This is a genomic window from Sphingomonas sp. C3-2 (assembly GCF_033025475.1).
Classification (GTDB): Bacteria; Pseudomonadota; Alphaproteobacteria; order Sphingomonadales; family Sphingomonadaceae; genus Sphingobium_A.
Map to the genome: position 1 here is coordinate 2,485,740 of NZ_CP130322.1, position 25,668 is coordinate 2,511,407.

General features: G+C 63.0%; 28 protein-coding genes. 11 read left to right on the top strand and 17 right to left on the bottom strand.

Features of this window, described 5'->3' with window-relative positions; all coding sequences use genetic code 11:
* Positions 1-12 precede the first annotated feature (12 nt).
* Positions 13-531: a DUF2239 family protein gene (locus QYC26_RS11985; protein WP_317512457.1), complete on the top strand. Its 519-nt coding sequence runs from the start codon at positions 13-15 to the stop codon at positions 529-531.
* A 39-nt stretch (positions 532-570) separates the two neighbouring features.
* Positions 571-1,266 carry a pentapeptide repeat-containing protein gene (locus QYC26_RS11990; RefSeq protein WP_317512458.1) on the top strand — a complete coding sequence of 232 codons (696 nt, stop codon included), beginning with the start codon at positions 571-573 and terminating at the stop codon, positions 1,264-1,266.
* A gap of 76 nt (positions 1,267-1,342) precedes the next feature.
* Here the strand turns inward: QYC26_RS11990 and QYC26_RS11995 are convergent, their stop codons facing one another.
* From QYC26_RS11995 to lptF, 4 genes are all read right to left on the bottom strand, one after another.
* Complete coding sequence (locus QYC26_RS11995; RefSeq protein WP_317512459.1) at positions 1,343-2,497, bottom strand: N-acetyltransferase; 1,155 nt, start codon at positions 2,495-2,497, stop codon at positions 1,343-1,345.
* A 119-nt stretch (positions 2,498-2,616) separates the two neighbouring features.
* Positions 2,617-3,411: a sterol desaturase family protein gene (locus QYC26_RS12000; protein WP_411197596.1), complete on the bottom strand. Its 795-nt coding sequence runs from the start codon at positions 3,409-3,411 to the stop codon at positions 2,617-2,619.
* 99 nt (positions 3,412-3,510) lie between these two features.
* Positions 3,511-4,605, bottom strand: a complete 1,095-nt coding sequence (gene lptG / locus QYC26_RS12005) for an LPS export ABC transporter permease LptG (protein ID WP_317512460.1) — start codon at positions 4,603-4,605, stop codon at positions 3,511-3,513.
* Positions 4,605-5,810 (bottom strand): LPS export ABC transporter permease LptF, encoded by a 1,206-nt coding sequence (gene lptF / locus QYC26_RS12010; protein ID WP_317512461.1) that lies wholly within the window; start codon positions 5,808-5,810, stop codon positions 4,605-4,607. The genes lptG and lptF overlap by 1 nt, the downstream gene beginning before the upstream one ends.
* A 132-nt stretch (positions 5,811-5,942) precedes the next feature.
* On the opposite strand from lptF, the gene QYC26_RS12015 reads away from it, so the two are divergent.
* Genes QYC26_RS12015 through QYC26_RS12025 form a run of 3 tightly spaced genes read left to right on the top strand, consistent with a single transcriptional unit; the run spans position 5,943 to position 8,369 of the window.
* Positions 5,943-6,464, top strand: coding sequence for a DUF2141 domain-containing protein (locus QYC26_RS12015; RefSeq protein ID WP_317512462.1), 522 nt, complete (start codon positions 5,943-5,945; stop codon positions 6,462-6,464).
* 7 nt (positions 6,465-6,471) lie between these two features.
* Entirely contained in the window at positions 6,472-7,440 is a 969-nt protein-coding gene (locus tag QYC26_RS12020) for a diacylglycerol/lipid kinase family protein (protein ID WP_317512463.1), read from the top strand.
* A 50-nt stretch (positions 7,441-7,490) separates the two neighbouring features.
* Positions 7,491-8,369 carry a hypothetical protein gene (locus tag QYC26_RS12025; protein ID WP_317512464.1) on the top strand — a complete coding sequence of 293 codons (879 nt, stop codon included), beginning with the start codon at positions 7,491-7,493 and terminating at the stop codon, positions 8,367-8,369.
* Here the strand turns inward: QYC26_RS12025 and QYC26_RS12030 are convergent.
* From QYC26_RS12030 to QYC26_RS12040, 3 genes are all read right to left on the bottom strand, one after another.
* The gene (locus QYC26_RS12030; protein ID WP_317512465.1) at positions 8,326-10,236 is read right to left on the bottom strand and encodes an ATP-binding protein; all 1,911 of its coding nucleotides are present in this window, start codon (positions 10,234-10,236) and stop codon (positions 8,326-8,328) included. The genes QYC26_RS12025 and QYC26_RS12030 overlap by 44 nt on opposite strands.
* A 166-nt stretch (positions 10,237-10,402) precedes the next feature.
* Positions 10,403-11,605 (bottom strand): serine palmitoyltransferase, encoded by a 1,203-nt coding sequence (gene spt, locus QYC26_RS12035; RefSeq protein ID WP_317512466.1) that lies wholly within the window; start codon positions 11,603-11,605, stop codon positions 10,403-10,405.
* A 65-nt stretch (positions 11,606-11,670) separates the two neighbouring features.
* Positions 11,671-11,913 carry an acyl carrier protein gene (locus QYC26_RS12040; RefSeq protein WP_317512467.1) on the bottom strand — a complete coding sequence of 81 codons (243 nt, stop codon included), beginning with the start codon at positions 11,911-11,913 and terminating at the stop codon, positions 11,671-11,673.
* A 111-nt stretch (positions 11,914-12,024) separates the two neighbouring features.
* Between QYC26_RS12040 and QYC26_RS12045 the strand changes: the two genes are divergently transcribed.
* Positions 12,025-12,546, top strand: coding sequence for a Pycsar system effector family protein (locus QYC26_RS12045; RefSeq protein WP_317512468.1), 522 nt, complete (start codon positions 12,025-12,027; stop codon positions 12,544-12,546).
* Positions 12,547-12,585: 39 nt separating this feature from the next.
* Here QYC26_RS12045 and QYC26_RS12050 read toward each other — a convergent pair whose 3' ends face one another.
* A complete protein-coding gene (locus QYC26_RS12050; RefSeq protein WP_317512469.1) occupies positions 12,586-13,491 on the bottom strand; it encodes an NAD(P)-dependent oxidoreductase in 906 nt (301 codons plus the stop codon).
* A gap of 17 nt (positions 13,492-13,508) precedes the next feature.
* Entirely contained in the window at positions 13,509-14,354 is an 846-nt protein-coding gene (locus QYC26_RS12055; RefSeq protein WP_317512470.1) for an SDR family NAD(P)-dependent oxidoreductase, read from the bottom strand.
* A 125-nt stretch (positions 14,355-14,479) separates the two neighbouring features.
* On the opposite strand from QYC26_RS12055, the gene QYC26_RS12060 reads away from it, so the two are divergent.
* Both QYC26_RS12060 and QYC26_RS12065 read left to right on the top strand, forming a co-directional pair.
* A complete protein-coding gene (locus QYC26_RS12060; protein WP_317512471.1) occupies positions 14,480-14,872 on the top strand; it encodes a helix-turn-helix domain-containing protein in 393 nt (130 codons plus the stop codon).
* A 60-nt stretch (positions 14,873-14,932) separates the two neighbouring features.
* Positions 14,933-15,307, top strand: coding sequence for a GFA family protein (locus QYC26_RS12065; RefSeq protein ID WP_317515057.1), 375 nt, complete (start codon positions 14,933-14,935; stop codon positions 15,305-15,307).
* A gap of 12 nt (positions 15,308-15,319) precedes the next feature.
* Here the strand turns inward: QYC26_RS12065 and QYC26_RS12070 are convergent, their stop codons facing one another.
* From QYC26_RS12070 to QYC26_RS12090, 5 genes are all read right to left on the bottom strand, one after another.
* A complete protein-coding gene (locus tag QYC26_RS12070; protein WP_317512472.1) occupies positions 15,320-16,057 on the bottom strand; it encodes a prephenate dehydrogenase in 738 nt (245 codons plus the stop codon).
* 200 nt (positions 16,058-16,257) lie between these two features.
* Positions 16,258-17,154 (bottom strand): NAD-dependent epimerase/dehydratase family protein, encoded by an 897-nt coding sequence (locus tag QYC26_RS12075; RefSeq protein WP_317515058.1) that lies wholly within the window; start codon positions 17,152-17,154, stop codon positions 16,258-16,260.
* Between the two features lie 23 nt (positions 17,155-17,177).
* Positions 17,178-18,320 carry a glutamate 5-kinase gene (gene proB / locus QYC26_RS12080; protein WP_317512473.1) on the bottom strand — a complete coding sequence of 381 codons (1,143 nt, stop codon included), beginning with the start codon at positions 18,318-18,320 and terminating at the stop codon, positions 17,178-17,180.
* Positions 18,305-19,354 (bottom strand): GTPase ObgE, encoded by a 1,050-nt coding sequence (gene obgE, locus QYC26_RS12085; protein ID WP_317512474.1) that lies wholly within the window; start codon positions 19,352-19,354, stop codon positions 18,305-18,307. The genes proB and obgE overlap by 16 nt, the downstream gene beginning before the upstream one ends.
* Before the next feature lie 91 nt (positions 19,355-19,445).
* Positions 19,446-20,042: a TetR family transcriptional regulator gene (locus QYC26_RS12090; protein ID WP_317512475.1), complete on the bottom strand. Its 597-nt coding sequence runs from the start codon at positions 20,040-20,042 to the stop codon at positions 19,446-19,448.
* Between the two features lie 45 nt (positions 20,043-20,087).
* On the opposite strand from QYC26_RS12090, the gene QYC26_RS12095 reads away from it, so the two are divergent.
* A complete protein-coding gene (locus tag QYC26_RS12095) occupies positions 20,088-20,948 on the top strand; it encodes a metal-dependent hydrolase (protein ID WP_317512476.1) in 861 nt (286 codons plus the stop codon).
* A 53-nt stretch (positions 20,949-21,001) separates the two neighbouring features.
* Positions 21,002-21,559, top strand: coding sequence for a GNAT family N-acetyltransferase (locus QYC26_RS12100; protein WP_317512477.1), 558 nt, complete (start codon positions 21,002-21,004; stop codon positions 21,557-21,559).
* Here QYC26_RS12100 and QYC26_RS12105 read toward each other — a convergent pair.
* The 3 genes from QYC26_RS12105 to rplU all read right to left on the bottom strand — a co-directional run bounded on the left by QYC26_RS12105 (position 21,535) and on the right by rplU (position 22,978).
* On the bottom strand, positions 21,535-22,146 hold the full coding sequence (locus tag QYC26_RS12105) for a GNAT family N-acetyltransferase (RefSeq protein WP_317512478.1): 612 nt from the start codon (positions 22,144-22,146) through the stop codon (positions 21,535-21,537). The genes QYC26_RS12100 and QYC26_RS12105 overlap by 25 nt on opposite strands.
* Before the next feature lie 227 nt (positions 22,147-22,373).
* A complete protein-coding gene (rpmA, locus tag QYC26_RS12110; RefSeq protein WP_317512479.1) occupies positions 22,374-22,643 on the bottom strand; it encodes a 50S ribosomal protein L27 in 270 nt (89 codons plus the stop codon).
* A 29-nt stretch (positions 22,644-22,672) separates the two neighbouring features.
* On the bottom strand, positions 22,673-22,978 hold the full coding sequence (gene rplU / locus QYC26_RS12115) for a 50S ribosomal protein L21 (RefSeq protein ID WP_317512480.1): 306 nt from the start codon (positions 22,976-22,978) through the stop codon (positions 22,673-22,675).
* Positions 22,979-23,406: 428 nt separating this feature from the next.
* On the opposite strand from rplU, the gene QYC26_RS12120 reads away from it, so the two are divergent.
* Entirely contained in the window at positions 23,407-25,566 is a 2,160-nt protein-coding gene (locus QYC26_RS12120; protein WP_317512481.1) for a TonB-dependent receptor, read from the top strand.
* Positions 25,567-25,668 lie beyond the last annotated feature (102 nt).

Consider the following 25,668-nt stretch of genomic DNA (forward strand, 5'->3'; position numbering starts at 1 on the left):
GAGGATATGCCGATGGAATCGACCTGTACTGCCTTTGCCGGAGAACTTTGGATCGCGACGGGGCCTGCTGCCGATGTGCGTGAGGCGCTCCGCGTGTTCGACGATCCTGCCGCTGGCCCCGTGCTGGTCTTCGATGATCGTACGGGGCGCCAGATCGATCTCGACATGCGCGTGGACGAACCGGCACGCGGCAGGGGACGGCCGAAGCTCGGCGTCATCGCGGGGGAAGTCACGCTTCTCCCGGAACATTGGGAATGGTTACGCGCACAGCGGGGCGGCGCGTCGATCACGCTCAGGCGCCTGATTGATGAAGCTGCCAAGGCCCGGCCGCTGGATGCCGCCCGGCAGGCTCGTGACGCGACCTATCATTTCCTCACCGCCATCGCCGGTGACCGGCCGCATTTCGAGGACGCGATTCGTGCGCTTTATGCGGGCCAGAAGGATCGTTTTGATGCGTTGACGGCGGATTGGGCGGTGGGAATCCGTGATCATGCGACATCGCTCGCACAAGCTGCATGGGCCGCCGAATGATGCTTTTGAGAATCTCGTCCAGGGGCTAACAGGACCGCCATGACCTATGATCTGTTTGCGGACCTTCCGATCAGCGGGCGCAAGCTCGACCGTTTTGCGCTTGAACAACTGCACGCCGAAAAATCACCACGCAACCTGATCGAATGCGATCTGGAAGAGGTGGATCTTTCGCGGATCGAACTCGTTGGCTGGACGTTCGAGCGCTGCAATTTTCGACGCGCGACGTTGAAGGGGGCATCGCTGGAGCGGACGACCTGGCGTTCGTGTCGCCTTGCAGGCGCGGATCTGATGGGCGCCGATCTCGCCGAGGCGCGATTCATCGGAACGGATCTGAACAATGCGACGCTGCGTCGGTCGATCCTGCGCAGCGCGTCCTTTGCCGGTTGCAAGCTGACGGGCGCCGATCTGTCGGAAGCGGGCATGCTCGACGCGTGCTTCCTCGAAACATTGATGGTCGCCGCCAAGTTGCCCGGCGTGTCCTTCCGCAACCAGCGGCTCGAAAAGCTCGACCTTGAACAGGCCGATCTTCGCAAATGTGATTTCCGCGAGGCGGTTTTCAACCAGTGCAGCCTGCGCGATGCCAATCTTGATGGCGCGCGTTTCGAGGGCGCAGACCTGCGCGGTGCCGATCTCGGAGGTCTGCGGCTGATGCAGGCGACCGCGTTTCGCGGTGCCACGATCTCGGCGATGCAGGCTGAACAACTCCTGGGAGAGCTTGGTCTCAACGTCCGCTGAGGCCAGAGGTGCGGATATGAAAAGGGCGCTGTGGATGAAGTCCACCGCGCCTTTTTCTTTGGCTCTGACGCCGCGCTCAGAGCGGCTTTTCGTAGATCACATATTCGCGGTTCAAGCTGCTGTTGATCGTCTCGGCAATCGCGCGCATCCCCTGATTGTCATCGAGAACCCAGCCGATCTCGCCGCGCGTCGCGCCATATTTCGTGATCGCCTCGCGCCGGATATATTCGATCATCATGAAGGCCAACTGGCTGGCCAGGCGCGAGGCCTGCAACTTCTTCACCACGCCCATCAGGGGCACGCGCATCGTGCGCACCTTGGGCGCGCGCAGCCACCAGAGCAGCTTGGCCCAGCCGAACGGGAAGAGTGAGCCCTTCAGCGGCTTCAGCGGCTCGTTCAGGTCGGGCAGGGTGATCATGAAGGCCACGGGCTCGCCCTCGACTTCCGCGACCATGATCAGGTCTTCGAAGACGATGGGTTTCAGCTTCTTGCCGACATGCGCGATTTCGGAATCGCTGAGCGGAACGAACCCCCAATTGTCCGACCATGCGTCGTTCAGAATGTTGAGGATGAGCGCCGCTTCTTCGGCGAAGCGGCTCTTGTCGACCTTGCGGATGACGATGCGGCTGTTCTTTTCACCCGATTGGATGATGCGCTGTACGAGCGGCGGGAATTCGTGGGTGATGTCGAGATCATAGGTCAGCAGCGACTTGGCGGGCAGATAGCCGGCGCGCCCGATCCAGCCCGGATAGGCGGGGCTGTTATGGCCCATCATCACCGTCGGTGAATGATCGAAACCCTGCGTCAGAAGGCCGGGTTCGTCCCAGACCGACAGGCTGATCGGGCCAAGCGAACGGTGCATGCCCTTGCTGCGAAGCCATTCCTCGGCGTGTGCGATGAGCGCCTGAAAGACGGTTTCGTCCTCTGCTTCCATCAGGCCCCAATTGCCGGTACCCGGGCCCATGCCCTGTTCGACGGGCTGGGTGAGCGCCAGATGATCGAGATGCGCGGAGATTCTGCCCACCATGCGGCCACCGCGTTCGGCGAGGAAAAGCTGGGCCTCGCCATGCTCGAACCAGGGGTTCTTTCTTGGATCGAGAAGCGCCTTCACCTCGTCGCGCAGCGGCGCGACCCAGTTGGGGTCGGTCGCATTGAGGCGATAGCCGAGATCGATGAACGCCTTTTTGTCCGCGGCGGTTTCCACCGGCCTTACGGTTATGGTGTTGCTCATATTGTCAGAATTCCCGCGGCTTGTGATGGACGGCGATATTGCGTGGCTTGTACCCCGCAAGGAGGGCGCGTCCATAGTCCTTGCCAAAAAAATGCCCCGGCGAACCGGGGCATCTTTGATCACTTTTTCATGCTGGCCCGGATCCGGTCCACCGGGTGGCCGGTGGCGACGCCGCCGGAAAGATCGGCGACATAGGGATAGACCTTCGCCACTTCGGGCGTGTAGCCGAGGTTGAACACCGTCGGGCTTTTCTTGCGATCCGAAACCCGGTCGTAAAGCGTGTTGAACAGGCGATCCCAGAAATAGTTGGTGATCCCGAAATTGCCCGTTTCATCGTGGAAGTGATGCGCCATGTGGCGCGTCTTCATCATGACGATGAATTTCGCCTTGGGCTTGTACGCCAGGTGCTGGATGCAGTGGAAGAATTCATAGACGCAGGTGGTGATCAGCCCGGTTGCGGTGGCGATGGCTGCGCCGCCGAACCCGCCGATCAGCCAGCCGATCGGCGCGGTGGCGATCAGGATGGTGGGCAGCGTGGTGTGCAGCGCACCGAACAGGATGCCCAGATGATTGGGGTCCTGATGGTGATCATAATGGATGCGCTTCCAGGTGGCGGCGAGCCATTTGTGCTTCCACATCCACTGGCTGTGCAGGACCCAGCGGTGCAGGCAGTACCAGACAAGCGGATAGACGAGGATGGCGACGGCGATCGCCGCAAGCGATTGGGCAAGCGGCGCGGGGCGCCACATCCAGAGGCCGATCGAAACTATCGACAGCGCAATATAGGTCAGGATCGCGGGATACTGGAAATAGGCGATCCACAGATCCTTGAGGTTCATCCGATCGAGATGATGCGCCTTCTTCCAGATGCTCGTTGACGCTGCTGCAGCGGTTTTCACGTGCGTTTCCTTCAAGATTCAGGGGCTGGCCGATCCGCGCAGGGATACAGGCTCAGCAATACATTGTATGGCTTTGGGCTGGCAATGCGGCATAAATAGGGCCACCGGACGGCCTTATTCCTCCGTCCGGATCAGCACAGTCTCGCCAATCAGCAGGAACAGGAAGAAGGGGCCCCAAGCCGCCAGCAAGGGCGGATAGGCGCCTAGATTGCCCATGGCGAGGCCGAAATTGTCCGCAACGAAATAGGTGAAGCCCAGCGCCATGCCGATCACCGCGCGCAGGAAGAGCTGTCCCGACCGCGCAAGCCCGAACGCGGCAACCGCGCCCAGCAGCGGCATCAGCAGTGACGACATCGGACCGGAAATCTTGTGCCACAAATTGGCTTCAAGCGCGGATGTCGGGCGGCCGGCAGCCTTCAGGTCGGCAATGGCGCTACGCAGGTCCATGAACGACAGACCATCGGGATCGACGGTGGCAAGCGTGAATTGATCAGGGCGGACTTCGGGGCCAACCTTCAATGTACCAATGGGCGTGGTTCTTCCCGTGGCGACGTCGAAGCGCGTGGCGTTGTCCAGCGTCCAGCCATTGTCCTGAAAACGGCCCTCCGGCGATTTCAGGATCGTGAGCAGCGTATCATTTTCACGGTCATAGACGGTGATGTCGCGCAGTCGGATATTGGCGCCGCGGCCATGCACCTCGGCTGCGTGTATGAGGTTGTTCCCCTCTCGCACCCAGACATTGGTCTGTGTGGCGCGAACCTTGGGCAGCGGCCCATATTCGGCCTTTTGCCAGCGGTCGAGCGTGTCGGTGGCGCGGGCAACGACACGGTCGTTGAAAGCGAAGGACAGGCCGGCCACCAAAAGGCTTGCAAGGATCAGCGGTGCCAGAACCTGATGCGCCGATAGCCCTGCGGATTTCATCGCAATGACTTCGCTGTTCTGGTTGAGTGTCGCGAGCGTGATCAATGTGCCGAGCAGAACTGAAAAGGGCAGGAAGCGGGCGATGATCTGAGGCACGCGAAGCGAGATATAGGTCCACAGTTCGGCATTGCCGTTACCGGGATAGGCCATGATCTTGCCCGATTCCCCCAGCAGGTCGAGTGCCTGAAGCACGAGCACGAGTGCTGCCAGCACTGCAAAGCTGCGGAGCAGGAACATCTTGGCCATGTAGAACGACATGGTCCGCGACGGAAAAAACTGCGTCAGCATCAGGCGCGGACCTCCAGCTTGCGGCGTCCGAGCCGGAACATCGCCTTGATTTTCTTGCCGACCAGCGCTGCGCCGCGCTCCAGCACGCCGATCGGCTGGCCGCCGGGCACATAGGCCAGGGTATGGTACATCCACAGGATGATCCCACCAAAGATCAGGAAGGGCACCCAGAGTCCGATCAGCGGATCGAGTTTGCCCAGCGCGCCCAGCGCTTCGCCATATTCGTTCACCTTGTGATAGGTGACGACCATCACGATCGAAATGAACACGCCCAGCGCCGAGGCCGTGCGTTTCGGTGGAACTGCAAGGGCCAGCGCGAGCAGCGGCAGCAACATCATCATCGCCACTTCGACCAGACGGAAATGGAAATTGGCGCGGGTCTCGTTGCGGACCTCTGGCGGGGTCGAGCTATCACGGCCGACGCGCACAAGCTCGGGAATCGTCAGCTCGCGGTCCGCCCCGCCGCGTCCCCGAAACGCCTCGATCTTGGGCAGGTCGATCGGCAGGTCGTGGCTTGAGAAGCTGAGCACGCGCGGAGTCTGGAATTTAGGCGAATCGTGGATCAACACGCCGTTCGTAAGCCGCAGGATGATCGTGTCGGGATCATCGGTCGCCAGAAACTGCCCCGCCTTTGCGGTGGCCGCGACCGACTGGCCATCACGATTTTCGGCGCGAACGAAAATGCCCGTCAAATTGCGGCCTTCGTTGCGGCTTTGCTCGATCCGCAGCGTGATCTTCGAACCCAGATTGGTGAACTCACCAACCTTGATCGACGCGCCCAGCGCGCCCGAGCGTAGCTCGAAACGGAGCCCTTCATAGGCATAGCGGGCATAGGGCTGGACGAAGCCGACAATTGCGAGATTCACCAGCGCCAGCGCAATCGCGTACATATAGGGCACGCGCAAAAGACGGCCGTAGCTCAAGCCAACCGCCCGAAAAACATCGAGTTCCGAAGACATTGCCAGCTTGCGGAACGCCAGCAGGATGCCGAGCATCAACCCGATAGGGATGCCGAGCGACAGATATTCCGGGATGAGATTGGCGAGCATCCGCCACACCACGCTGACCGGCCCGCCTTCGGATGCGACGAAATCGAACAGCCGCAGCATCTTGTCGAGAACGAGGAGCATGGCCGCGATCACCAGCGTTCCGAACAGCGGAAGGGCGATCAGCCGGGCGAGGTATCGGTCGGTGGCAGTTAGCATTTTCAGAATTCAGACGCCCCATGACCATGATTTGGCCGCAAACGCAGCCGATCTTCAGGAGGACACGGGGGCTAACAGGGCCATCCATGTCCGGCAACGGGGATGGATATAGCGTCCAGGAGTAACGAGGTCATGTTGAAACTTACCGGTGTTGCAGCACTTTGCCTGACCGCAGCCGCGGTTTCGTTTGCTGCACCCGATCGTGCAGTGGCGGCCCCGATCGGCCCGCATGCCGAGTCGTGCGAAAATGGCGGTCCGGCTGTTATCGCGCGGGTAAGCGGCTTGAAGTCGCATGGTGGGACTGTGCGCGTCCAGCTTTATGCCGAGAATGAAAAGACGTTTCTGGAGAAGCGGCAATATCTTCAGCGAGTCGATGTGCCGGTGAAGGCAGGTGCGATGGATATCTGCGTTCCCGTGCCCAAGCCGGGGCGCTATGCGCTGTCGGTCCGCCATGATGTCGATGGCAACGGCAAGACCAGCCGCTCGGACGGCGGCGGCTTTTCCGGAAACCCCAAGGTGTCGCTGGGCGATCTGATCGCCAAGCGCAAACCCGATCTGCACGATGTTGCCTTTACCGTTGGGAGCCAGCCGCGCGTCGTCCCCGTGACGCTGCGTTACGTGCAGGGCCTCTCGTTCAAGCCAATCGGCGCCTAGGAGAATCATGAGCTGCGTCGCGCTTCTTTCCAATCCCCGGTCGACCGGCAACCGGTCGCTGCTCCCGCGCGTACGCAGTTTCTGCGCGGGGCGTCCGGATATCTTTCACTATGAGGTGGAAGAGGTCGGCCAGATTGGTGAGGCGCTGCGCACGATTGCGCGCGTAAAGCCCAAGATTCTCGTCATCAATGGTGGGGACGGTACGGTTCAGGCTTCGCTGACCGAACTCTATCATGGCGGCCATTTCGGCGATAACCCGCCGCCTGTTGCCGTGCTTCCCAACGGCAAGACCAATCTGATCGCGCTTGATCTGGGTGCGGTGGGCGACCCGCTCGTTGCGCTCGAGAAGATTATCGAACTCAGCAAGTCGGATCTGTCCGACCATATCGTCGCGCGCGAGCTGATCGCACTGTCCGATGGCGTGGCCGGTAGCCGGCCGACGCTCGGCATGTTCCTCGGCGGGGCCGGGCTGGCCGACACGATCCTTTATTGCCGCGACAAGATCTATCCGCTCGGCCTGCCGAACGGGATCAGCCATGTGCTCACGGCGTTCGCGCTGCTTTTCTCGATGCTGTTCGGCATTCGCAGCCGCTACCTGCCGCCGCGGCCCAATCCGGTGCGGGTTTCGCTTGTGCGCGACGGCCAGTTCAACGGCTATTTCTCGGTGCTCATCGTCACCACGCTCGACAAGTTGCTGCTTGCCAGCCGGACCGACGGCATGGTGCCCGGCCGGATGAAGTTCATGGCGGTCGAACTCGGCTTTCCGTCGCTGATCCGCGCCTTGTTCGCGGCGATCTTTGGCCGTCTTGGGCGCGATCAGGTGTCGGGCGTCCATTTTGAGCGCGGCGATGTCGTCCGGATCGAAGGTGAGGGCTCGAGCGTCATCCTCGATGGGGAAACTTTCCGTGCCGAGCGCAACCACCCGATCGTGCTGACCTCCACCCCGCCGGTACCGTTCTTGCGGCTCGCCGCCTGAGAGGGCGTTGATGCGGGTGCTTCTGGTGCCCTGAATAACGGATATGCACAGTGGTTAAGCCTGCCGATAATCTGGAAACGCTCGTTGCGGCGGAGTTGGCCATTCCGGTTGACCCGCGCATTGCGGCGATGGCGGAGGCGATTGCGGCACAATATGGCGCGGCGTCCCGTGCAGTGCTCTTCTACGGGTCGTGCCTTCGTACACGCGAGCTTGAAGGGCAGATGCTCGATTTCTACCTGATCGTGTCCGATTACCGTGCTGCTTACGGCAAAAAATGGCTGGCGACCGCCAACAGGCTGATCCCGCCCAATGTCTTTCCCTTCGCGCATGGCGGGCTTGCCGCAAAATATGCGGTGTTGAGCGAGGACGATCTCACCGCGCTCTGCGGGCCTGAGGCAAGCGCGGTATCGGTCTGGGCACGCTTTGCCCAACCGTCGCGACTGGTGTGGAGCAGGGATGCGCAGGCTGCCGCGCGTGTCGTAGCCTCGGTTGCCGAGGCTCCCCGCACGTTGGTGGCATTGACGCCTGCTCGGCCGGACGATGATGCGTTGGCCATATGGCACCGGGGCTTCGCGCTGACCTATTCGGCGGAACTTCGCGCGGAGCGGGCGGGGCGGTCGGGATCTATCGTCGATTTCGCTCCCGATTATTATGGCCGCCTGTCGGTCGCGATGGAGGCCGATCCGCCCCAGCGTTTGCCGGGGCTTGATCAACGCTGGCGCCGATTGCGTCGTAACGGCAAGGCATTGACGCTCGTGCGGCTCGCCAAGGCCAGCCTCACCTTTGCCGGCGGGATCGATTATCTGGCCTGGAAGATCAATCGCCACGCCGGAACCCAGTTGGTGATCCGCCCGTGGCAACGGCGCTTTCCGATATTGGGGGCGATTACTCTGCTGCCTCGGCTTTTCGCACGGGGGGCGGTTCGCTAGGCTTGGCGATCGCCGTGGTAACCGCATTTTCGAGCGCGGCGATCGTGAACGGCTTGCGCAAGACCGAATGACCGCAAAAGGCGTTGGCATCGTTCACATCGGCATAGCCGGTGACGAACAATATCGCGACATGAGGATAGAGCGGGCCGATCTGGGCGATGAACTCGGGCCCGGTCATGCCGGGCATCACGACATCGGTGACGATGATGTCGATCCTGCTATCGCGCGCGAGATGCTCGATCGCCGCTTCCGCCGAGGAGCAGCCGATCACCGTCATGCCCAGTTCGGTAAGCGCGCCTGTGGTTGATGCCAGCACGCGCGGATCATCCTCGACGACCAGTGCCACACGCGCCTTTATCAACTGTGCAGGAGCCGTCGCCATCGGGGTCGTCACGGGAGCGTCCGGTAGGGCGATGGGCTGGAGCTCGACTTCCTCATCGGCGTGATGGCGCGGTAGGAACAGCGAGACGGTGGTGCCGATACCTTCGGCGGATGTGATGCTGATCTCGCCGCCAGACTGGCGGACGAAACCGAAAATCTGGCTGAGCCCAAGCCCGGTGCCCTTGCCAACGGCCTTGGTCGTGAAAAAGGGTTCGAACACGCGGTCGAGAACCTGCTTGGACATGCCGCAACCAGTGTCTGAAACCTCGATGCGGACGTAATCTCCCCCGGCAGATTCGCCGATCTCGCCGGGCATCAGATGCGTCTGGGAGGTGCGGATGGTGAGCTTTCCGCCGCTTGCCTCCATCGCATCGCGGGCGTTGACGGCGAGGTTCAGGATCGCATTTTCCAGCTGATGGCGGTCGACCCAGATCCGCCACGGATCGGCGTCGCCCTCGATTGCCAGATGGATGCGTTCGCCAAGCGTTCGGTCCATCAGGTCCTTCATCCCGACCACCAGCTTGTCGGGCGCCGCCGCTTGGGGCAGCAGCGGTTCCGCGCGGGCAAAGGCCAGCAGGCGCCGGGTGAGTGCAGCGGCGCGGTTGGCCCCTTCCATCGCATTGTCGATATGGCGCTCGGCATCGGCGGATCCGCCTGGCAGCTTGAGCTTGGCAAGCTCGAGCCCGCCGACGACAACTGCCAGCATATTGTTGAAGTCGTGCGCGATCCCGCCTGTCAGCTGGCCAACTGCCTCCATCTTCTGGATCTGGCGCAATTGTGCCTCGGCGTGCGCGCGTTCGCTGGCTTCAGCGAGCAGGCGTTGGTTGGCCAGTTGAAGCTCGCTGGTGCGTTCGGTCACCGCCGTTTCGAGCAGTTCGGCGCGGTTGGTTTCGAACTCCGCCGCGCGGCGGGCGCGGTGGCGCTGCGCCATGGCGTCGATCGCGGTCCAGCCGAGCCCGATTGCGCCCATGACGAGCAGCAGGCCGAGCACCGAAAGCGTGGCTGCCAGTTTGTTGGTGCGGGAGATGAACCCCTTCACCTCGTCGCTATGTGATCGGATGCCGGCCTGTTCGTTGGTGATTATCTCGCGGAAAATCGCCTTGATCCGGCTCAGTGTTTCGGTCTTGCCCGCGCCGTAATAGGCGCTGATTGCCTTGACCTTCTGGTCGTAATTGAGGTGCAGCGCGGCTTCATTCAGTTCGTCGCTGCGCACCTGATAAAGGCGTTGCAGTTCTGTCAGGAGTGCTGCCTGGGTGGGGCTGGTATGCGTTAGCCGTTGGAGGCGGGTGATCAACTGTCCCGCCCGGCGCCACTCATCATAATATTGGATAGCCAGGCTCTTGTTCGACGCAACCACTGATCGGCCGAGCGTCGCTTCGGATTGCGCCATTTGGCCTTCGATCGCTCGAACGGCGATCATCACCTCGAAACTGCGCTGTTGCCATTCGAGCGCCTTGTCGCGCTGCCGCGATGAAAGCGACAGCATTACGACAAGTGAAATCAGGATTGCGAATAGCGCGCCTGCGCTGGCCCAACCGAGCCAACGTTGCCAACTGGGTCGTGGGCTCTCAATGCCCCCGAAGTCGCTGTCTTCGACCGCCATCATGAAGGACTAACAAATCGTGATGGCGGTGGGAAGACGGGCGTTTGGGTCAGGAAATGGCGCCTACTGCGCGGCCGGCCGCGGCGAACATGCCCAGAATCGTCTCGACCTGGTCGCTGCTGTGTTCGGCGCACAGCGAGCAGCGCAGCAGAGTCATGTTGGCGGGGGTCGCTGGCGGACGCGCAAGGTTCACATAGAGGCCTTCGCGCAGCAGCGCTTCCCACATCGCTGCACCGCGTTCGAGATCGGGCATGATGACCGCGATGATCGCTGATTGCGGTTCTTCGGTACCCAGCTGGAAGCCGAGATCCTGCAGCCCCTTGTGCAGACGCTTCGAATTTTCCCAGAGATGCGCGCGCTTGTCGCCGCCGCTCATCAGCTTGCGGATCGAGGTGGCGGCGGTGGCGACCACGCTCGGCGGTAGCGATGCGGTGAATACATAGGGACGGCAGACAAGGCGCATGATCTCGAACTTCGGGTGGTTCGAGACGCAGAAACCGCCGACCGTGCCGACACTTTTCGAGAAGGTGCCGATGACAAAGTCGACATCAGAAAGCACACCCTGTTCCTCGGCTACGCCGCGCCCATTGGGGCCGATAAAGCCCATCGAATGGGCTTCGTCGACCAGCACCATCGCGCCATATTTCTTGGCGACGGCGATCATTTCCTTGAGCGGTGCGATATCGCCGAGCATCGAATAGACGCCCTCGAGCACGACCAGCTTGCCCGCGTCTTCGGGCAGGCGCTTGAGGCGCTTTTCGAGCGCGTCGAGATCATTGTGGCGGAAGGGCACGATCTGCGCGTTGCCGAGCGAACAGCCGTCCCAGATGCTGGCATGGCTGTCGATATCGAGGATGATATAATCATCCTTGCCCGCGATGGTGGAGATGATGCCGAGATTGGCCTGATAGCCGGTCGAGAACACCATGGCATGATCCATGGCGTAAAATTCCTTCAGCGCGTCCTCGACTTCCTTGTGCCCCTGGAAGGTGCCGTTGAGCACGCGGCTGCCCGTGGTGCCAGCGCCGAATTCGTCGAGCGCCTTCTTGCCTGCGGCGATCACGTCCGGATCGAACGTCATGCCCATATAGTTGTACGTGCCGAGAAGGATGGTCTCTTTGCCGTTGCACACGGCAACGGTTGGTGACTTCACTTCATCCATGACGAGGGAGAAGGGGTCCTGCACGCCGGTGGCGAGCAGATCCTCGCGCTGCTTGATCAGCGGATCGAATTTGGAAAAAAGATCGGTCATCGGCTTACCCTGTCATGTCCGCACGTGCGGGCATATCGTGTCTGGAAACGGGGAGAGGGGTGGTCTCAGCCCTTGAGCTTGGCCACCGCGTCGACGAGCTGGCCGATATTTTCGATCTCGGCCTGCATGTTCATCGTGATGATGATGTCGAACTCGTCCTCGATCGCCGCGACGAAATCCATCACGGTGAGGCTGTCCCATTCGAGGTCGCCGGCAAAGGTCGTGGCTTCGCTGAGCGCGACGCCCTTCTTGTTGAAGGGCTCGATCTGCGCGGAGACGGTGTCGAAAATCTGCTGTCTGTCGGTCATGGCCCGTCCTTAATGCTGTGCATGCCCCATTGCCAAGCGATTGCGGCACAAACGCGGCACAACTTGTCGGCCGGCATTCGCATGTGCAATCTTTCAATAGAGGGGGAGTGCATGCATCAACCACCATCCATCGACGCGCAGCGCCCATATTCGGCCGATGCGATCCATCTTGTCCGCACCGTCGAACAGATCAATGTCCAGTTGAGCCAGATGGCCGATCAGAAGGCGAGCATCCTGATGGGGGCGACCTTTGTCGTTTTCACGATTTCGATCGGTCAGGCGCGCACGGGTGAGGTTTCGGTCGCGCTGCTGCTGCTCGCGATTTCATCGTTCATATCGGCATTGCTTGCAGTGATGGCGGTGCTGCCTTCGGTCCGCCCTTCGGGTAAGGCGCAGGCCAATTTGCTGTTCTTTGGCAACTTCACGCAGTTGAGTGAAGAAGAGTTCACCGATCAGGTGCTGGGTCTGCTGCACGACCAGAAGGCCATTTTTCGCGCGATGCTGCGCGACGTCTATCAGAACGGTCAGGTGCTCCAGAACAAGAAATACCGCTATCTGGCGCTGGCCTACCGCGTATTCCTGACCGGGCTGGTGCTGACCTTTATAAGCTTTGTGGCGGAATTCCTGATCTGAAAAAGAGCCGCGCGGCACGAGGCCGCGCGGCCAGCAGGATCAGTTGCTGCGATACTGGGCGACGAGCGCCTCGATCGCGCGCTTCACGTCATTCCGGCGATAGCCGAGCAGCGCAGTTTCCTGTGCGTCGGGTTCGTACGACACATAGTTGCCGCGACCGGTGAAGATCGCCACGTCGGGGAGCATCGGGTGTTCCTGATCGAGTTCCTCGACCTTCGCATCGCTGCCTGCAGCGGTGAAGAAGTGCGCGAAATATTCGGCAAAGCTGAGATTTTCGTCGCCGACGAGATAGGCCTTGCCGCCTTCGCCGCGCTGCACCGCGCCCCATACCGCTTCGGCGAGCGACAGGGTCGAGATGAAGTTGGTGCCGCCCTTGGGGCCGAATGCCGGCATCGGGGCGAACTTGCCCTCGGCATATTGGGTATAGGCTTCGAACATCGGGACGCTGAGGCCGCTGGGCGCGCCAACGACGAAGGGCGCATCGACGCTGCATACCGTGAAGCCGGCATCGTTGAGCGTGCAGAGCGCGGCGACCGTTTCATGGCGCGAACGGACATAGGCGTTGGTCTGGATCAGTTCGGGCGCGATGTGCGAATAGAAGCTGCCGACATTGACGAAACGGGGCACGCCGGCTTCCTTGGCAAGCGCCGCGAAGCGCGGGATCGCCTGCGTGTTGGCGCGTTCCCAATAGGCGTCGCCTTCGCCTTCGGGGATGTGGCGGACGTCATTGCCGGCGGCGAAGACAACCGCGTCGAACCCGACAAGATCGTCCTTCTTGTAGGTGCCGGCAACATAATCGCCCTGGATGAAGGGCATGTCGGCCATCGGGGTGCCGGTCTGGGGCGCCTTGCGCGCGCCGACGGTGACGGCGTTGCCCTGTTCGGCAAGATAGCTGGCGATATGACCACCGATCATGCCGGTGCCGCCTACGACGAGAATTTTCATAAAGATGGTCCTTGGGGTCAGAAGTTGAAGCCGTTGCCGGTGACGACCGGCACGTTGGTCCAGAATTGATTGGGATCGCGGTACCAGCCAGCGGCTGCCAGCGCGCCGCCATCGAGGTTGATGGTGGTGCCCGTCACCCAGCCGGAGAGATCCGACGCGAGGAACAGCGCGCAGCCAGCGGCGTCCTCAGGCTCACCGAAGCGGCCCAGCGGGATCCAGCGATCGACATGATGGCGGTGTTCTTCGGCGATCAGCACGCTTGGGCGGACCTGTTCGGTTTCGGTGGTTTCCGGGGCGATCGCGTTCACGCGGATGCCTTCGGGCCCGAGTTCGAGCGAAAGGCTGCGGGTGAAGCCGGTGATTGCGTGCTTGAACGCCGAATAGACGGTGCAGACCGGAATCGCGCGGAAGGCTTCGATCGACGAGATGTTGATGATGCTGCCGCCCGGGCCGCGCTTGCGGATGAGCGGGATCGCCGCACGGGTGACGAGGAACATCGAGCGCAGATTGGTGGCATAGAGCCCGTCAAGCTGTTCGTCGCTGTTGAATTCGAACGGGCCGTGAATGCCCAGCGAATCGCCGACATTGTTGACGAGGATGTCGAGCCCGCCAAAGCGTGCCTCGATCTTGGGCATCAGCGCATCGACGGCGGCGCGGTCGCGGACATCAGCCTCGATCACCAGCGCATCGACGCCCTTTTCTTTGAGCGCGGCATCGACCGCAGCGCAGCGATCGGCATCGATCTCGGCGATCGCAACCTTCGCGCCGTTTGCACCAAAGGCTTCGGCAATCGCCCGGCCGATCCCGGCGCCACCGCCGGTGACCAGTACGGTCTTGCCAGTGAAGTCCAGACTACGCATCATGACATCCTTTCCTGTCTCGCCTGCGGCTCCGCGCAGTTGAGGTGACTTGCAATATCGAACTATAGTATGGTTACGCTATCTGGTATCGTATCGCTACCAGGCACCTTTTCGATGCGAGGTTACTTTTGGGAAACCATGACCTGTCCGCGCTGCACGACGATGCGAACTCCCCCGCGGCACTGCTGAGCCGGGAGATCATCGCGCGTATCGGCGACAAATGGACGCTGCTCATTATCCACATCCTCGGCAATGGGCCGATGCGCTTTTCCGTGCTCAAGCGCAGCGTGGGCGGGATCAGCCAGAAGATGCTGTCGCAAACGCTGCGCGCGCTTGAGCGCGACGGCATTGTCCGCCGCACCGTGCTGCCCACCATGCCGCCCGCGGTGGAATATGCGCTCGAGCCGCTTGGCTACAGCCTGCAGAAAACCGTCTCGCAGATCTGCATCTGGGCTGATGCCAATGTAGCACAGGTGGCCGCCGCCCGCGCGGCGTTCGACAGCGAGGATCGCGAGGGCTGAGCTTGCCCCCGCCGGGCGGCCTGCCTAGCCTTTGGCGCTTAACGACCGGGAGAAGGCGTGATGCACAGCGGCGCGTGTCTTTGCGGGGCGGTGCGGTTTGCGGTGCAGGGCGATCTTGCCCCGCCCGATGCGTGCCATTGCAGCCAGTGCCGCAAAAGTGCGGGCCATTACTGGGTATCCACCGACCTGCCCGAATCGCGTGTCAGCATCGCTGGCGCCGACAAGGTCGGCTGGTACCAGTCGTCCGAAAAGGTGAAGCGCGGTTTTTGCAGTGTCTGCGGATCGACGCTGTTCTGGAAGCCGATCTTCAAGGACATGATCGCGATATCGATGGGCGCGTTCGATGCACCCACCGGCGTGCAGATCGAGAAACACATATTCGTGGCGGATAAGGGCGATTATTACACGATCGCCGATGGTGTGCCGCAGGAGTGATGGCCGCACCGGTCATGGCATGACGGCCTGCGCCAGATTCAGGAAACGCTGGCGCACATCGGCTGAAAAGGGATTGTCCCGCGCAATCGCCGCGCCAATTTCGGGGGCGTCGTGGCGCACCATATCGACGGCTTCCATCAGCAAGCTGAAGCTGCGGGTCGTGATCTCGCTGGGAAGCGGCCCCATGCCGAGGATCATTTGCGCGATGAGGTGTGTGAGCCCTTGGCTGAGCGCGGTTTCCCGGTCGTGCGCCTCCGGCGTGGTCAGGATCACCTCCAGCCCGAGATGATGACGCAGGAATGCGATTGTGCGGCGCGTCCGTTCGCCGCGCAGCGGACAGAGCACGATTTTCAGGCCAGCCAGCCCGTTTCTAGCGCTTTGCGGGCCAAAGAGCGGGTGGGTGGCGATGATGTCGACATGATCCGGCAGGCGCTGGGCGAGGATTTGGGCGGGCATCATTTTTACCGAGCCGACGTCGAAGATGAGGGCGCCGGGTTTGACGTGCGGTGCGATCCTATCGATGGCATCGGCCAGACGATCGACCGGAACCGCTAGGATTACGAACGGGCAGGCGGCGGCTTCGGCAATCCCGACCAAATCGACGCCGTCCATCGGCGGGCCATCCGCCGCCGGGTCATGCGCTAAAATCCTGAAGTGATGGCGCAAATGGCGGGCGATGAGCTGACCAAAGGCGCCGAACCCGATCAGGCCGAGGCGGGGAAGGCCGGAGGCGCAAATATGGTGTTCCACGAACGATAACTCCACAATGTGCTGCGGAGCCGTGCTGTTTGCTGTGGAATACAACCGCTGGGCCACGCAGCGGTTGAAAGGTGAACATAGTGCCCCGGCCGCTAATGACGCGGCGCGTAATACATCCCGGAAAGCGTGAGGGCGGTGTTCATGCGGCCGGGCTAGTCCTGGTGCAGGGCGCTGTCAACCGAGGGGTGGCCTCAGCGCAGCCAGCCGCTTTCGAGATACCAGTCGGCAGTGGCGCGGATGCCGCTTTCGGTTTCGATCTGCGGTTGCCAGAGGGTTGCCGGCGGGCGGTTGGCGGGATTGATCACCCAGTCGGGGTGGCAGAAATACCGAACCCGGTCGTCGGTCAGCTTGGCCTTGGAGCGGCGGACGGTGCGATCGAAGCGCGAGGCGATGTTGAGCAGCCGTTCGGGCGCGGCATAGGTGCGCACCCGGCGGTCGAACGCGGCGCCGAGTAGCTGGGCGAATTCCTGATGGCTCCAGCCGGCGTCGGTGCCGTCATCGGCCTCATAGATCGCGCAGGTCGACTGGCGATCGGGCACCAGCGCAAGGAGCAGCCGGGCAAGGTCGCTCACCTCGATCACCGACAGCCGCCCGCCGGGGGGCAGCAGCACCAGCCCGCGCCGCGCCATGCGGAACAGTTCGAACATCTCGGTATCTTCGGGGCCGTAAATGGCGGGGGGGCGGACCATCGTCCAATCGAGCCCGCTGGCCGCCACCACCTGTTCGGCGCGGCGTTTCGACCAGCCATAGTCGGACAGGCCAGGCTCGCGCGCGGAGAGCGAGGAGATGTGGACGAAGCGCGGGACGCCGGTTTTGAGCGCGGCTTCGACGACGGAAAGCGTGCCGCGCACATTGCCGTCCTCGAACCCGGCACGGTCGGGCGCGTTCACGACGCCCGCAATATGCATCACCGCCTCGCAGCCGTGCAGCAGGGTGCGGAGCGATTCGGGGCGATCGAGCGCGCCGTCGACCCAGGTGACGCCTGCGCGCGGCGGCTGGGGACGCCGGGTAAGCGCGCGGATTTCAAACCCCTGCGCCAGCGCCTGCGCGATCACCGTCTTGCCGACAAAGCCCGTCGCCCCGGTCAGCGCCAGAAGCGGGCGGCCGTTGGTCACAACAGCACCAGATGATCGCGGTGGATGAAGGCGGTGCGCGGCGCATAGCCGAGGATCGCAGCAAGCTCGTCCTTGCGGCGCCCGATGATCCGCGCGGCATCGCCATTGTCATATTCGGCGAGCCCACGCGCGACGCGCTGGCCTTCGGGGCCGACAATATCGATCACGTCGCCGCGCTCGAAAGCGCCCTCGATCGCGGTCGTGCCGGCGGCGAGCAGGCTTTTGCCCTGCGCGAGCGCGTCGGCGGCGCCGGCATCGATATGGACGCGGCCGGTGACGCGCATCCGGCCGGCGAGCCATGCCTTGCGCGCGCGACTGCCGCGTTCGGGCAGGAAGATCGTGCCGTGCGCGGTGTCCAGATAGTGCGCCAGCGGGTGGGGGCGCTTGCCCGATGCAATGACGAGCGCCGCGCCCGCGCTGTTCGCGATGCGCGCGGCCTCAAGCTTCGAAATCATGCCGCCCGATCCCATGCCCGATGCGGTGCGCCCATCGGCCATCGCCAGGATCGCGGGATCGAGCTTTTCGACGCGCGGAATGAGCGTGGCGGAGGGATCGTCCATCGGGTTGGCGGTATAGAGCCCGTCGACGTCGGAGAGCAGGATCACGCCCTGCGCGCCCGCTGCCTGGCCGACGCGCGCGCCCAGCCGGTCATTGTCGCCAAAGCGGATTTCGGCGGTGGCGACGCTGTCATTTTCGTTGATGATCGGGATGACGCCCAGCGTGAGCAGCCGATCGAGCGTGGCGCTGGCGTTGAGATAGCGGCGGCGATCCTCGAGATCGTCGAGCGTGAGCAGCATCTGCGCGGCGACGATGCCGTGCGCGGCGAGCAGATCGGCCCAGATTTGCGACAGCGCGATCTGGCCGGTGGCGGCGGCGGCCTGCGCATCTTCAAGGCTGGCGCGGCCGCCCTTGGGCAGTTTCAACCGACGCGCGCCGAGCGCGATCGCGCCCGACGAGACGATCGCGATCTGCTGGCCCGCCTTGTGCTGCGCGGCAATGTCGGCGACGAGCGTCGCCAGCCATTCGGCACGGATCGCGCCCGCCGGATCGACCAGCAATGACGATCCGACCTTGACGATCAACCTGGGGCAGTGTGGGGCCGCAAAGCGCGCGCCGTCATGCGTCAGATCGGCGACCATTCACCCGTTCCTGCCTCGTCATCATCCTCTACCTCGTCATCGGGGTCGGGAAGGTCGATGGCGGCGGCCAGCCTGTCGAGCACCGCATCCAGCCCCTGTCCGCTTACCCCCGAAAGCGGAAGCACCTCGGCGCCGCTTTCGGCTGCCAGTTCTTTCGAAAGCGCGGCGATCAGCTCGTCATCGAGCGTATCGACCTTGTTGAGCGCGACGATCTCGACCTTGTCGGTCAGCCCCGCGCCGTAATTTTCAAGCTCGCCGCGCACGGTGCGATAGGCCCCGGCCGGATCTTCGCCATTGGCGTCGACCAGATGGAGCAGCACCTTGCAGCGTTCGATATGGCCGAGGAACCGGTCGCCGATGCCGGCGCCCTCGGCTGCGCCCTCGATCAGGCCGGGAATGTCGGCCACCACGAATTCGCGGTCGCGGTGCCGCACGACGCCCAGCTGCGGGCGGACGGTGGTGAACGGATAATCGCCCACCTTCGCCTTGGCGTTGGTCACGGCGTTGATGAAGGTCGACTTGCCGGCATTGGGGAGGCCGACAAGGCCGGCATCGGCCAGCAGCTTGAGGCGCAGCCAGACCCATGCCTCATCGCCGGGCCAGCCGGTGCCGTGCTGGCGCGGCGCGCGGTTGGTGGAGGTCTTGTAGCTGGCGTTGCCGCGGCCACCATCGCCGCCGCGCAGGAAGACCACGCGCTCACCCGCCTTGGTGAAGTCGAGGAGCACCTGTTCCTTGTCTTCGGACAGCACCTGCGTACCGACGGGAACGCGGATGATGAGATCCTTGCCGCCCGCGCCCGTCTTGTTCGAACCCGCGCCGCCCTTGCCGCGCGGGGCCTTGAAGTGCTGGGTGTAGCGGAAGTCGATCAGCGTGTTCAGGCCGGGTACGGCCTCGAAGATGATATCGCCGCCCTTGCCGCCATAGCCGCCGTCGGGGCCGCCATATTCGATGAACTTTTCGCGGCGAAAGCTGACTGCACCGGGGCCACCGGTGCCGGACCGCACATAAATCTTGGCTTGATCGAGAAAATGCATGGGGCTGCCCTTAGAGCATCATTGCCGAAACGGCTATGCCTGTGTTCGCCGCAAAGCGGCTTATTCGGGGCCGGCGCCCGATAAATGGGGGTCAGCCCGCCGGATCGGCGCGATTCGCGATCGAATTGTGGAGCAGGGCGGTGGCCAGTTCGCGCGCCTTGTCGCGCGGAAGCCCCAGCGCATTGGCCATCGGCCCGCCGAGCAGCGCATCGCCCAGCGCCATCAGCACCAGCGTGAGCGTTTCCTGATGGAGCAGGCTGCTGTCGACCGTGCTGTCGTCGGCGAGTTCGTCGACCAGCCGGTGCACGGCTTCCAGAATCGGATCGAGAGCATCCTCGTTGCCCGACAGGATCATCCAGCTGGCGAGCGCGCCGGCGCCTTCCTTGTCGAAGGCGTCGAAGGTGAGGTCGACCACTTCGCGCGGGTCGCCGTCCTCGGCGCGGATCTTGAGCACCGCCGCGCCGATCTTGGCGGTGATGGTATCCGCCATCATCGCGGCCAGCGCCTTTTGCAGCCCGGCGGCCGACCCGAAATGATGGAGCAGGTTGGCGTGGGTACGCCCGATCCGGGTGGCGACGGCCTTCAGCGTCACCGCCTGCGGCCCGGCCTCGATCAACAGGTCGCGCGCGGCGGCGAGGGCAGCAGCGCGGCTATGTTCGGGGCTCAGTCTTCTCTTTGCTATTGACATAAGTGTAAGCAACGTGCATCCGGTCCATGGACGAGGAAGTTTGCCATGACCAACGAGAAGACGCCCGCTGATCTGACAATTACCCCGCGCGACCGCCGCTTTGGCAGGGGCAGTGCGCAAGATCGTTGGTGGCTTGGTGGGGATCCCATTGCAACGGCTTTTTACAATGCGCTGTCGATTACCTTTCCGCGCGGCGAGGCCTTTTTCATCGACAGCGTGCGCGCGCACCGCGACGGCGTTCCCCCCAAGCTGGAGAAGGAAATCAACGCCTTCATCAAGCAGGAGGTGATCCACAGCCGCGAGCATATTGCGTTCAACAAGCGGGTCGAGGAGGCGGGCTATGAAACCCGCGCGCTGGAGCAGAGCGTGATCGAATCGCTCGAGATGACGAAGGGGCGGCCGCAGATCCTGAACCTCATCGCGACCATGGCGCTGGAGCATTTCACCGCGATCATCGCGCACGAACTGCTGGCCAATCCGCGCCATCTGGAGCGTGCGGACGCGGAATCGCGGCATCTGTGGCGCTGGCATGCGACCGAGGAGATCGAGCATAAGGGCGTCGCCTATGACACCTGGCTGTATGTGACGCGCGACTGGGGGCGCTTTCGCCGCTGGCGCGCCAAGAGCCTGATGATGCTTGTCGTCACCAAGAATTTCATGCGCGAACGCACCCGGGCAATGCTCGAACTGCTGCGGCAGGACGGGCTTTCGGGCCCGCGCATCTGGTGGGGGATATTCGCCTTTGCCTTCGGCAATCCGGGTATGATCCGGCGGATCGCCGGGGCCTGGGCCACCTTCTTCCTGCCGGGGTTCCACCCCTGGAACCATGATGATCGCAAGCTCATCGCGCTTGCCGAAAGCGAATATGCGGCGGCGCTTCTGCCCAAGGCGGCCGCGGCCGTTTGATTTTTCCCGAAAAGGCGCTTTCCGCGCGGCGGTGGATGTGATCATCTGCCGCCATGAACACTGGCTTTGTCACCGCGCCTGTCCTCGATCTGGGGCGCGTCATCCTGCGGCCCGATGTGCTGACCGATTTCGAACATTTCGTCGAAATCTGGGCCGATCCCGGCGTCACCCGCTTTATTGGTGGGCGGCCGTTCACCCGTTCGGAAAGCTGGTCGCGCTTCCTGCGCAATGCGGGGCTGTGGCCGATGCTCGGCTATGGCTATTGGGCGGTGATCGATAAGGAGGGCGGCGCCTATTGGGGCAATGCCGGCTTTGCCGATTTCGAGCGGGGGATCGATGCGATCGCCGCGATTCCCGAGGCGGGCTGGGCCTTGGCGCCCGAGGCGCAGGGCAAGGGGCTGGCGTCGCTGATTGTCGGGGCGCTGGTGGGGTGGGCCGATGCCCATCTGCCGCATGCCGCAACCTGCTGCATCATCGATCCGGATAATGTGGCCTCGATCCGCGTGGCCGAGAAAAATGGCTTCCGGCCCGGCATGGTCGCCGATTATGCCGGAAGCCAGGTCAGGGTGTTCAACCGCCCGCGCACTCAGGCCGCAGCACTGGTGGGCTGAGCGCGGCCGGCACGGCGGCTGCCGCGGCTATTTCGCCACTGGACGCCCGCAGGCATGATCGGGCGGCCATCGTCTTCTTCACCCCGCGTGTAGAGCGCGGCAGGCGCGTCGGTGCCGCGCGCGGTGCTGTGGTGCTGGACGATGCGGCCGGTGGGACGGAAGCCAAGCTTGCGCAGCACGCGGCCCGATGCCGGGTTGTCGATGAAGTGGCTGGCCGCCAGTTCCCGGATGCCAAGCGCCTGCGCGACATCGAGCACGCCGCGCGCGGCCTCGGTCGCATAGCCCAGGCCCCAATGCGGACGGCTGATCCAATAGCCCAGTTCCACGGCGTCGCTGGCGGGCAGCCGTGCCAGGCCGCAGCCGCCGACCAGACGCGGCGCGCCCTGGGTGCGGGCGAAGATCAGGAAGCCGGGGAGGAACGGATCGCGTTCCATTTCCAGAAAGGCGCGGGCTTCGCGCTCGTCATAGGGCCAGGGGGCGGTTGCCAGGTTGCGCACGATCGCTTCCTCGCCGATCGCATGGGCGAGTGCGGGCGCATCCTCGGCCCAGCCGGGCCGCAGCAGCAATCTCGAAGTCCGCACAAACATTTATAGTCTCCTCTCTTGCCGCCCCCATCGCGCAAACAGGTTACGCGATGGAGACATTTGCTTCGAAAATCCGCGCCTTTGCGCCGCATCGCGGCGGGGTTGGGACGGATCGCGCATGAGGGAGACAATAAAAAAGGGAGCGGGGGTGGCCCGTCTCCCTCTTTTAACCTGTCGAAACAGGTTTCTGGGGCCACCCCGTGGGCGGCCCGTACTCGGAACGCCCGAAATTATTCGGCGGCTTGCGCCATCATGTCTACCGAGCAGAATTTGCGGCCGAGCTTGCCGTCGTGGAAGGTCACGCGACCGTCGACGAGTGCGAACAGGGTGTGATCCTTGCCGATGCCGACATTGCGGCCCGGGTAGAACTTGGTGCCGCGCTGACGCACGAGAATGTTGCCGGCGATCACTTCCTGACCACCGAACTTCTTAACACCAAGGCGGCGACCGGCTGAGTCGCGACCGTTGCGGGAGGAACCGCCAGCTTTTTTATGTGCCATTTCTCAAAACTCCTTTCGCGCGCTCAGGCTTACTTGGAAGCGCCGATCGCGGTGATCTTCAGGATCGTGTGCTGCTGACGGTGGCCGTTCTTGCGGCGATAGTTGTGCCGACGGCGCTTCTTGAAGACAATGACCTTTTCGCCCTTCGCCTGTGCGACGATTTCGGCCGAAACGGTGAGGCCCTTGGTGGCCTTGAGTTCGCTGCCCTCGCCGGCCAGCAGGACGTCGTCCAGCGCAATGCTGTCGCCGGCGTTGCCCGCCAGCTTTTCGACTACGATCTTGTCTCCTGCGGCAACGCGATACTGCTTGCCGCCCGTGCGCACGATAGCGAACATGGCTTGTCTCTTCATCTTCAAAGCGGTTCACACGAGTGATCGGCCACGGCCAAGCCCCCGCGCGGGAAAGTGGCGCTGTTAGCTTCCGATCAGGGTGCTGTCAACGCCGAATCCCGACGCATCACCGTCGGTTCCGTAGAGAATCACCTGCCGATCGGGGCCATCACCCCACGACTCGGGCAGGCTGATAAGCTGAAATCGCAGAGGAGTCAGCAGGCATTGCGACGATTATGTGAATTAAAGCGCTGGGGGGCGGGCTTGTGCAGGATTTGACAGCTTGTCCGGGGGGCTGGCGAAGACCCGCGCCCGAATTCGTAAATGAAATGGTAAGTTATTTAGGTTAACGCCGCAGTTTCCATAACGGCGCGCCTGTCTCGGGTGCGCGCGGGGGCAATAACAAACCGGTTTAGACGTAAAAGGGGTCGAAAATGCTCGGAAAACGGGCGCTGCTATGCGTATCCGCGGCGCTGGTGCCGCAAGCGGCTCTGGCTGCGGACGATATCCAGTCGGGCCTCGACGAGATCGTGGTCACTGCGCAAAAGCGCGAACAGAATCTGAACGACGTTCCGATTTCGATCAGCGTCGTCGGCAGCGCGGCGATTGAAGCGGCACGCGCGCAGGACCTGCGCGATATCTCGCGCCTCGTCTCGAACTTTTCGGTTCAGCGCCAGGGCGGGCTTGATACCGTATTCATTCGCGGTATTGGCGGCGGCGGGCGCAATATCGGCATGTCGGGCCGGGCGGGCGTTTATGTCGACGGCGTCTATGCGGGGCAGTTCGCGTCGATCAACCAGGATACGCTGTCGGTTGACCGGATCGAGGTGCTGCGCGGGCCGCAGGGCCAGCTTTTCGGGCGCAATACCGTGTCGGGCGCGGTCAACATCGTCACGCAAAAGCCGGGCGATGCGTTTTCCGGCCATGTCGAGGCCGGCTATGGCAATATGGACCTGTTCGAAATCAGCGGTGCGCTGAACCTGCCGCTGGCGGACGGTGTTGCCGTACGGATCGCCGGGGCGCACCGCGAACGCGACGGCTTTGTCCGCAACGACGTGACCGGCACCGATATCGACAATGTGAATCGCGACAGCCTGCGCGGCCAGTTGCATGCGCGGCTGGGCGATCGGCTGACCTTCGATCTTGCGGCGGACTATAGTCGCGACAAGGCCAACAAGTTGCTGGGCGAACCGCTCAACGATGTGTTCGGGCTCAACCCGCCCTCGCTGGGTACGGATTATGACGTGTCGTTCAACGACGATCCGTTCCAGGATATCAGGGTGGGTGGCGTTTCGGGAACGTTCACCCATGAACTGTCGGACAGCGCCGAACTGGTTTCGATCTCGGGCTATCGCGAGACGCGCTGGAAGCGGCGCAACGACCTCGATTACATCCCGCTCGACCTGTTCGTTTTCGACTTCAGCGATCGCTTCAGCCAGTTCAGCCAGGAAGTGCGCGTGAGCTTCGGCAAGGGCGGGCCGCTGAGCGGTGTGGCGGGTGTCTATTATTTCGACGAGACCGCGAAGACGCATCGCGGGGTGACCGCGGGCTCGCAGGTCGAGATTTTGCCTTACGGTTTCGTCCCCGGCGATCAGGCCTGGGTGAAGGCCGAGATTCATTCGCAGTCGATCGCCGGCTTTGCCTCGGTCGACTGGGCGGCCGCCGAGCGCCTGACGGTCAATCTCGGCGCGCGCTATACCCATGAGCGGCGCAAGCTTGTGGATTATTCCTCGCTGGGGCAGGCGGTGATCAACGTCGCGACCATCCCCGGCTATTCCGACAAGCGGTCGAGCGACAGCCTCGATCCGACGATCGGCATCACCTATGCCGTGTCGGATCAGGCCAATCTCTACGCCAAATATGCGCGCGGGTTCAAAACCGGCGGGTGGAATATCGATTTCATCAGCCCGCAGGTGTTCACCGATGCGCTGCGCTTCGGTGACGAGACGGTCAACGCCTTCGAAGCCGGGGTGAAGGGCGAAAGCGCGGACAAGCGCGTCCGTTATGCACTGGCGGGTTTCTACGCGATCTACGACGATTACCAGATCGATCAGTTCGTCGATCTGGGGGGCGGGCAGGTTTCGATCCAGCTGCGCAACGCAGCGAAGGTATCAAGCTGGGGCGCCGAGGCCAGCGTCGAGGCGGCGCCGGTGACCGGCCTGCTGCTGAATGCCGGGCTGGGCTATGCCAATGCCAGCTTCGATCGTTTCCGCAATGGCGGCGGGCCGGGCATCGATCTGGACGGCAACCGGGCACCCTATGCGCCCCGTCTCACCGCCACGGCCGGCGCGCGTTACGAGGTGCCCGCCGATTTCGTGGGCGGGACGCTCGGCTTCGGCCTGAATTGGAATTACCGGTCGAAAAGCTATCGCGGGCCCGAAAACACCGCCGACCAGCTGATCGATGCGCGCCATCTGGTCGATGCGCGGATCGAACTGGCGGGGCAGGATCGGCGCTGGTCGGTCGCGCTTTGGGGACGCAACCTGTTCAACGACCGCTATGTCGACAACCGCATCTTCGATTTCTTCGCGACCCAGGCGGTCGAATATGGCGAACCGCGAACCTATGGGGTGAGCGCGCGCATCGGCCTTTGATGCGCGGCGGGGCTGGTCGTGCAATCCCTGCGGTCAGCGGGGATTCACGATCGATCCGTAAACTGGCAGAATTGGTGCCGGGCAAAAGAAGGCAGAGCGGGA

What these genes read in the sequence shown, in the direction of transcription:
- spt (WP_317512466.1), bottom strand. Translation starts at nt 11,605, where the DNA reads ATGACCGATCTTTTTTCCAAATTCGATCCGCTGATCAAGCAGCGCGAG.
- QYC26_RS11985 (WP_317512457.1), top strand. Translation starts at nt 13, where the DNA reads ATGGAATCGACCTGTACTGCCTTTGCCGGAGAACTTTGGATCGCGACG.
- QYC26_RS12045 (WP_317512468.1), top strand. Translation starts at nt 12,025, where the DNA reads ATGCATCAACCACCATCCATCGACGCGCAGCGCCCATATTCGGCCGAT.
- QYC26_RS12105 (WP_317512478.1), bottom strand. Translation starts at nt 22,146, where the DNA reads ATGTTTGTGCGGACTTCGAGATTGCTGCTGCGGCCCGGCTGGGCCGAG.
- QYC26_RS12055 (WP_317512470.1), bottom strand. Translation starts at nt 14,354, where the DNA reads ATGATGCGTAGTCTGGACTTCACTGGCAAGACCGTACTGGTCACCGGC.
- QYC26_RS11990 (WP_317512458.1), top strand. Translation starts at nt 571, where the DNA reads ATGACCTATGATCTGTTTGCGGACCTTCCGATCAGCGGGCGCAAGCTC.
- QYC26_RS12095 (WP_317512476.1), top strand. Translation starts at nt 20,088, where the DNA reads ATGACCAACGAGAAGACGCCCGCTGATCTGACAATTACCCCGCGCGAC.
- QYC26_RS12015 (WP_317512462.1), top strand. Translation starts at nt 5,943, where the DNA reads ATGTTGAAACTTACCGGTGTTGCAGCACTTTGCCTGACCGCAGCCGCG.
- QYC26_RS12120 (WP_317512481.1), top strand. Translation starts at nt 23,407, where the DNA reads ATGCTCGGAAAACGGGCGCTGCTATGCGTATCCGCGGCGCTGGTGCCG.
- QYC26_RS11995 (WP_317512459.1), bottom strand. Translation starts at nt 2,497, where the DNA reads ATGAGCAACACCATAACCGTAAGGCCGGTGGAAACCGCCGCGGACAAA.
- QYC26_RS12100 (WP_317512477.1), top strand. Translation starts at nt 21,002, where the DNA reads ATGAACACTGGCTTTGTCACCGCGCCTGTCCTCGATCTGGGGCGCGTC.
- QYC26_RS12020 (WP_317512463.1), top strand. Translation starts at nt 6,472, where the DNA reads ATGAGCTGCGTCGCGCTTCTTTCCAATCCCCGGTCGACCGGCAACCGG.
- QYC26_RS12050 (WP_317512469.1), bottom strand. Translation starts at nt 13,491, where the DNA reads ATGAAAATTCTCGTCGTAGGCGGCACCGGCATGATCGGTGGTCATATC.
- QYC26_RS12030 (WP_317512465.1), bottom strand. Translation starts at nt 10,236, where the DNA reads ATGCTGTCGCTTTCATCGCGGCAGCGCGACAAGGCGCTCGAATGGCAA.
- obgE (WP_317512474.1), bottom strand. Translation starts at nt 19,354, where the DNA reads ATGCATTTTCTCGATCAAGCCAAGATTTATGTGCGGTCCGGCACCGGT.
- proB (WP_317512473.1), bottom strand. Translation starts at nt 18,320, where the DNA reads ATGGTCGCCGATCTGACGCATGACGGCGCGCGCTTTGCGGCCCCACAC.
- QYC26_RS12065 (WP_317515057.1), top strand. Translation starts at nt 14,933, where the DNA reads ATGCACAGCGGCGCGTGTCTTTGCGGGGCGGTGCGGTTTGCGGTGCAG.
- lptF (WP_317512461.1), bottom strand. Translation starts at nt 5,810, where the DNA reads ATGCTAACTGCCACCGACCGATACCTCGCCCGGCTGATCGCCCTTCCG.
- rplU (WP_317512480.1), bottom strand. Translation starts at nt 22,978, where the DNA reads ATGTTCGCTATCGTGCGCACGGGCGGCAAGCAGTATCGCGTTGCCGCA.
- lptG (WP_317512460.1), bottom strand. Translation starts at nt 4,605, where the DNA reads ATGCTGACGCAGTTTTTTCCGTCGCGGACCATGTCGTTCTACATGGCC.
- QYC26_RS12040 (WP_317512467.1), bottom strand. Translation starts at nt 11,913, where the DNA reads ATGACCGACAGACAGCAGATTTTCGACACCGTCTCCGCGCAGATCGAG.
- QYC26_RS12090 (WP_317512475.1), bottom strand. Translation starts at nt 20,042, where the DNA reads ATGTCAATAGCAAAGAGAAGACTGAGCCCCGAACATAGCCGCGCTGCT.
- rpmA (WP_317512479.1), bottom strand. Translation starts at nt 22,643, where the DNA reads ATGGCACATAAAAAAGCTGGCGGTTCCTCCCGCAACGGTCGCGACTCA.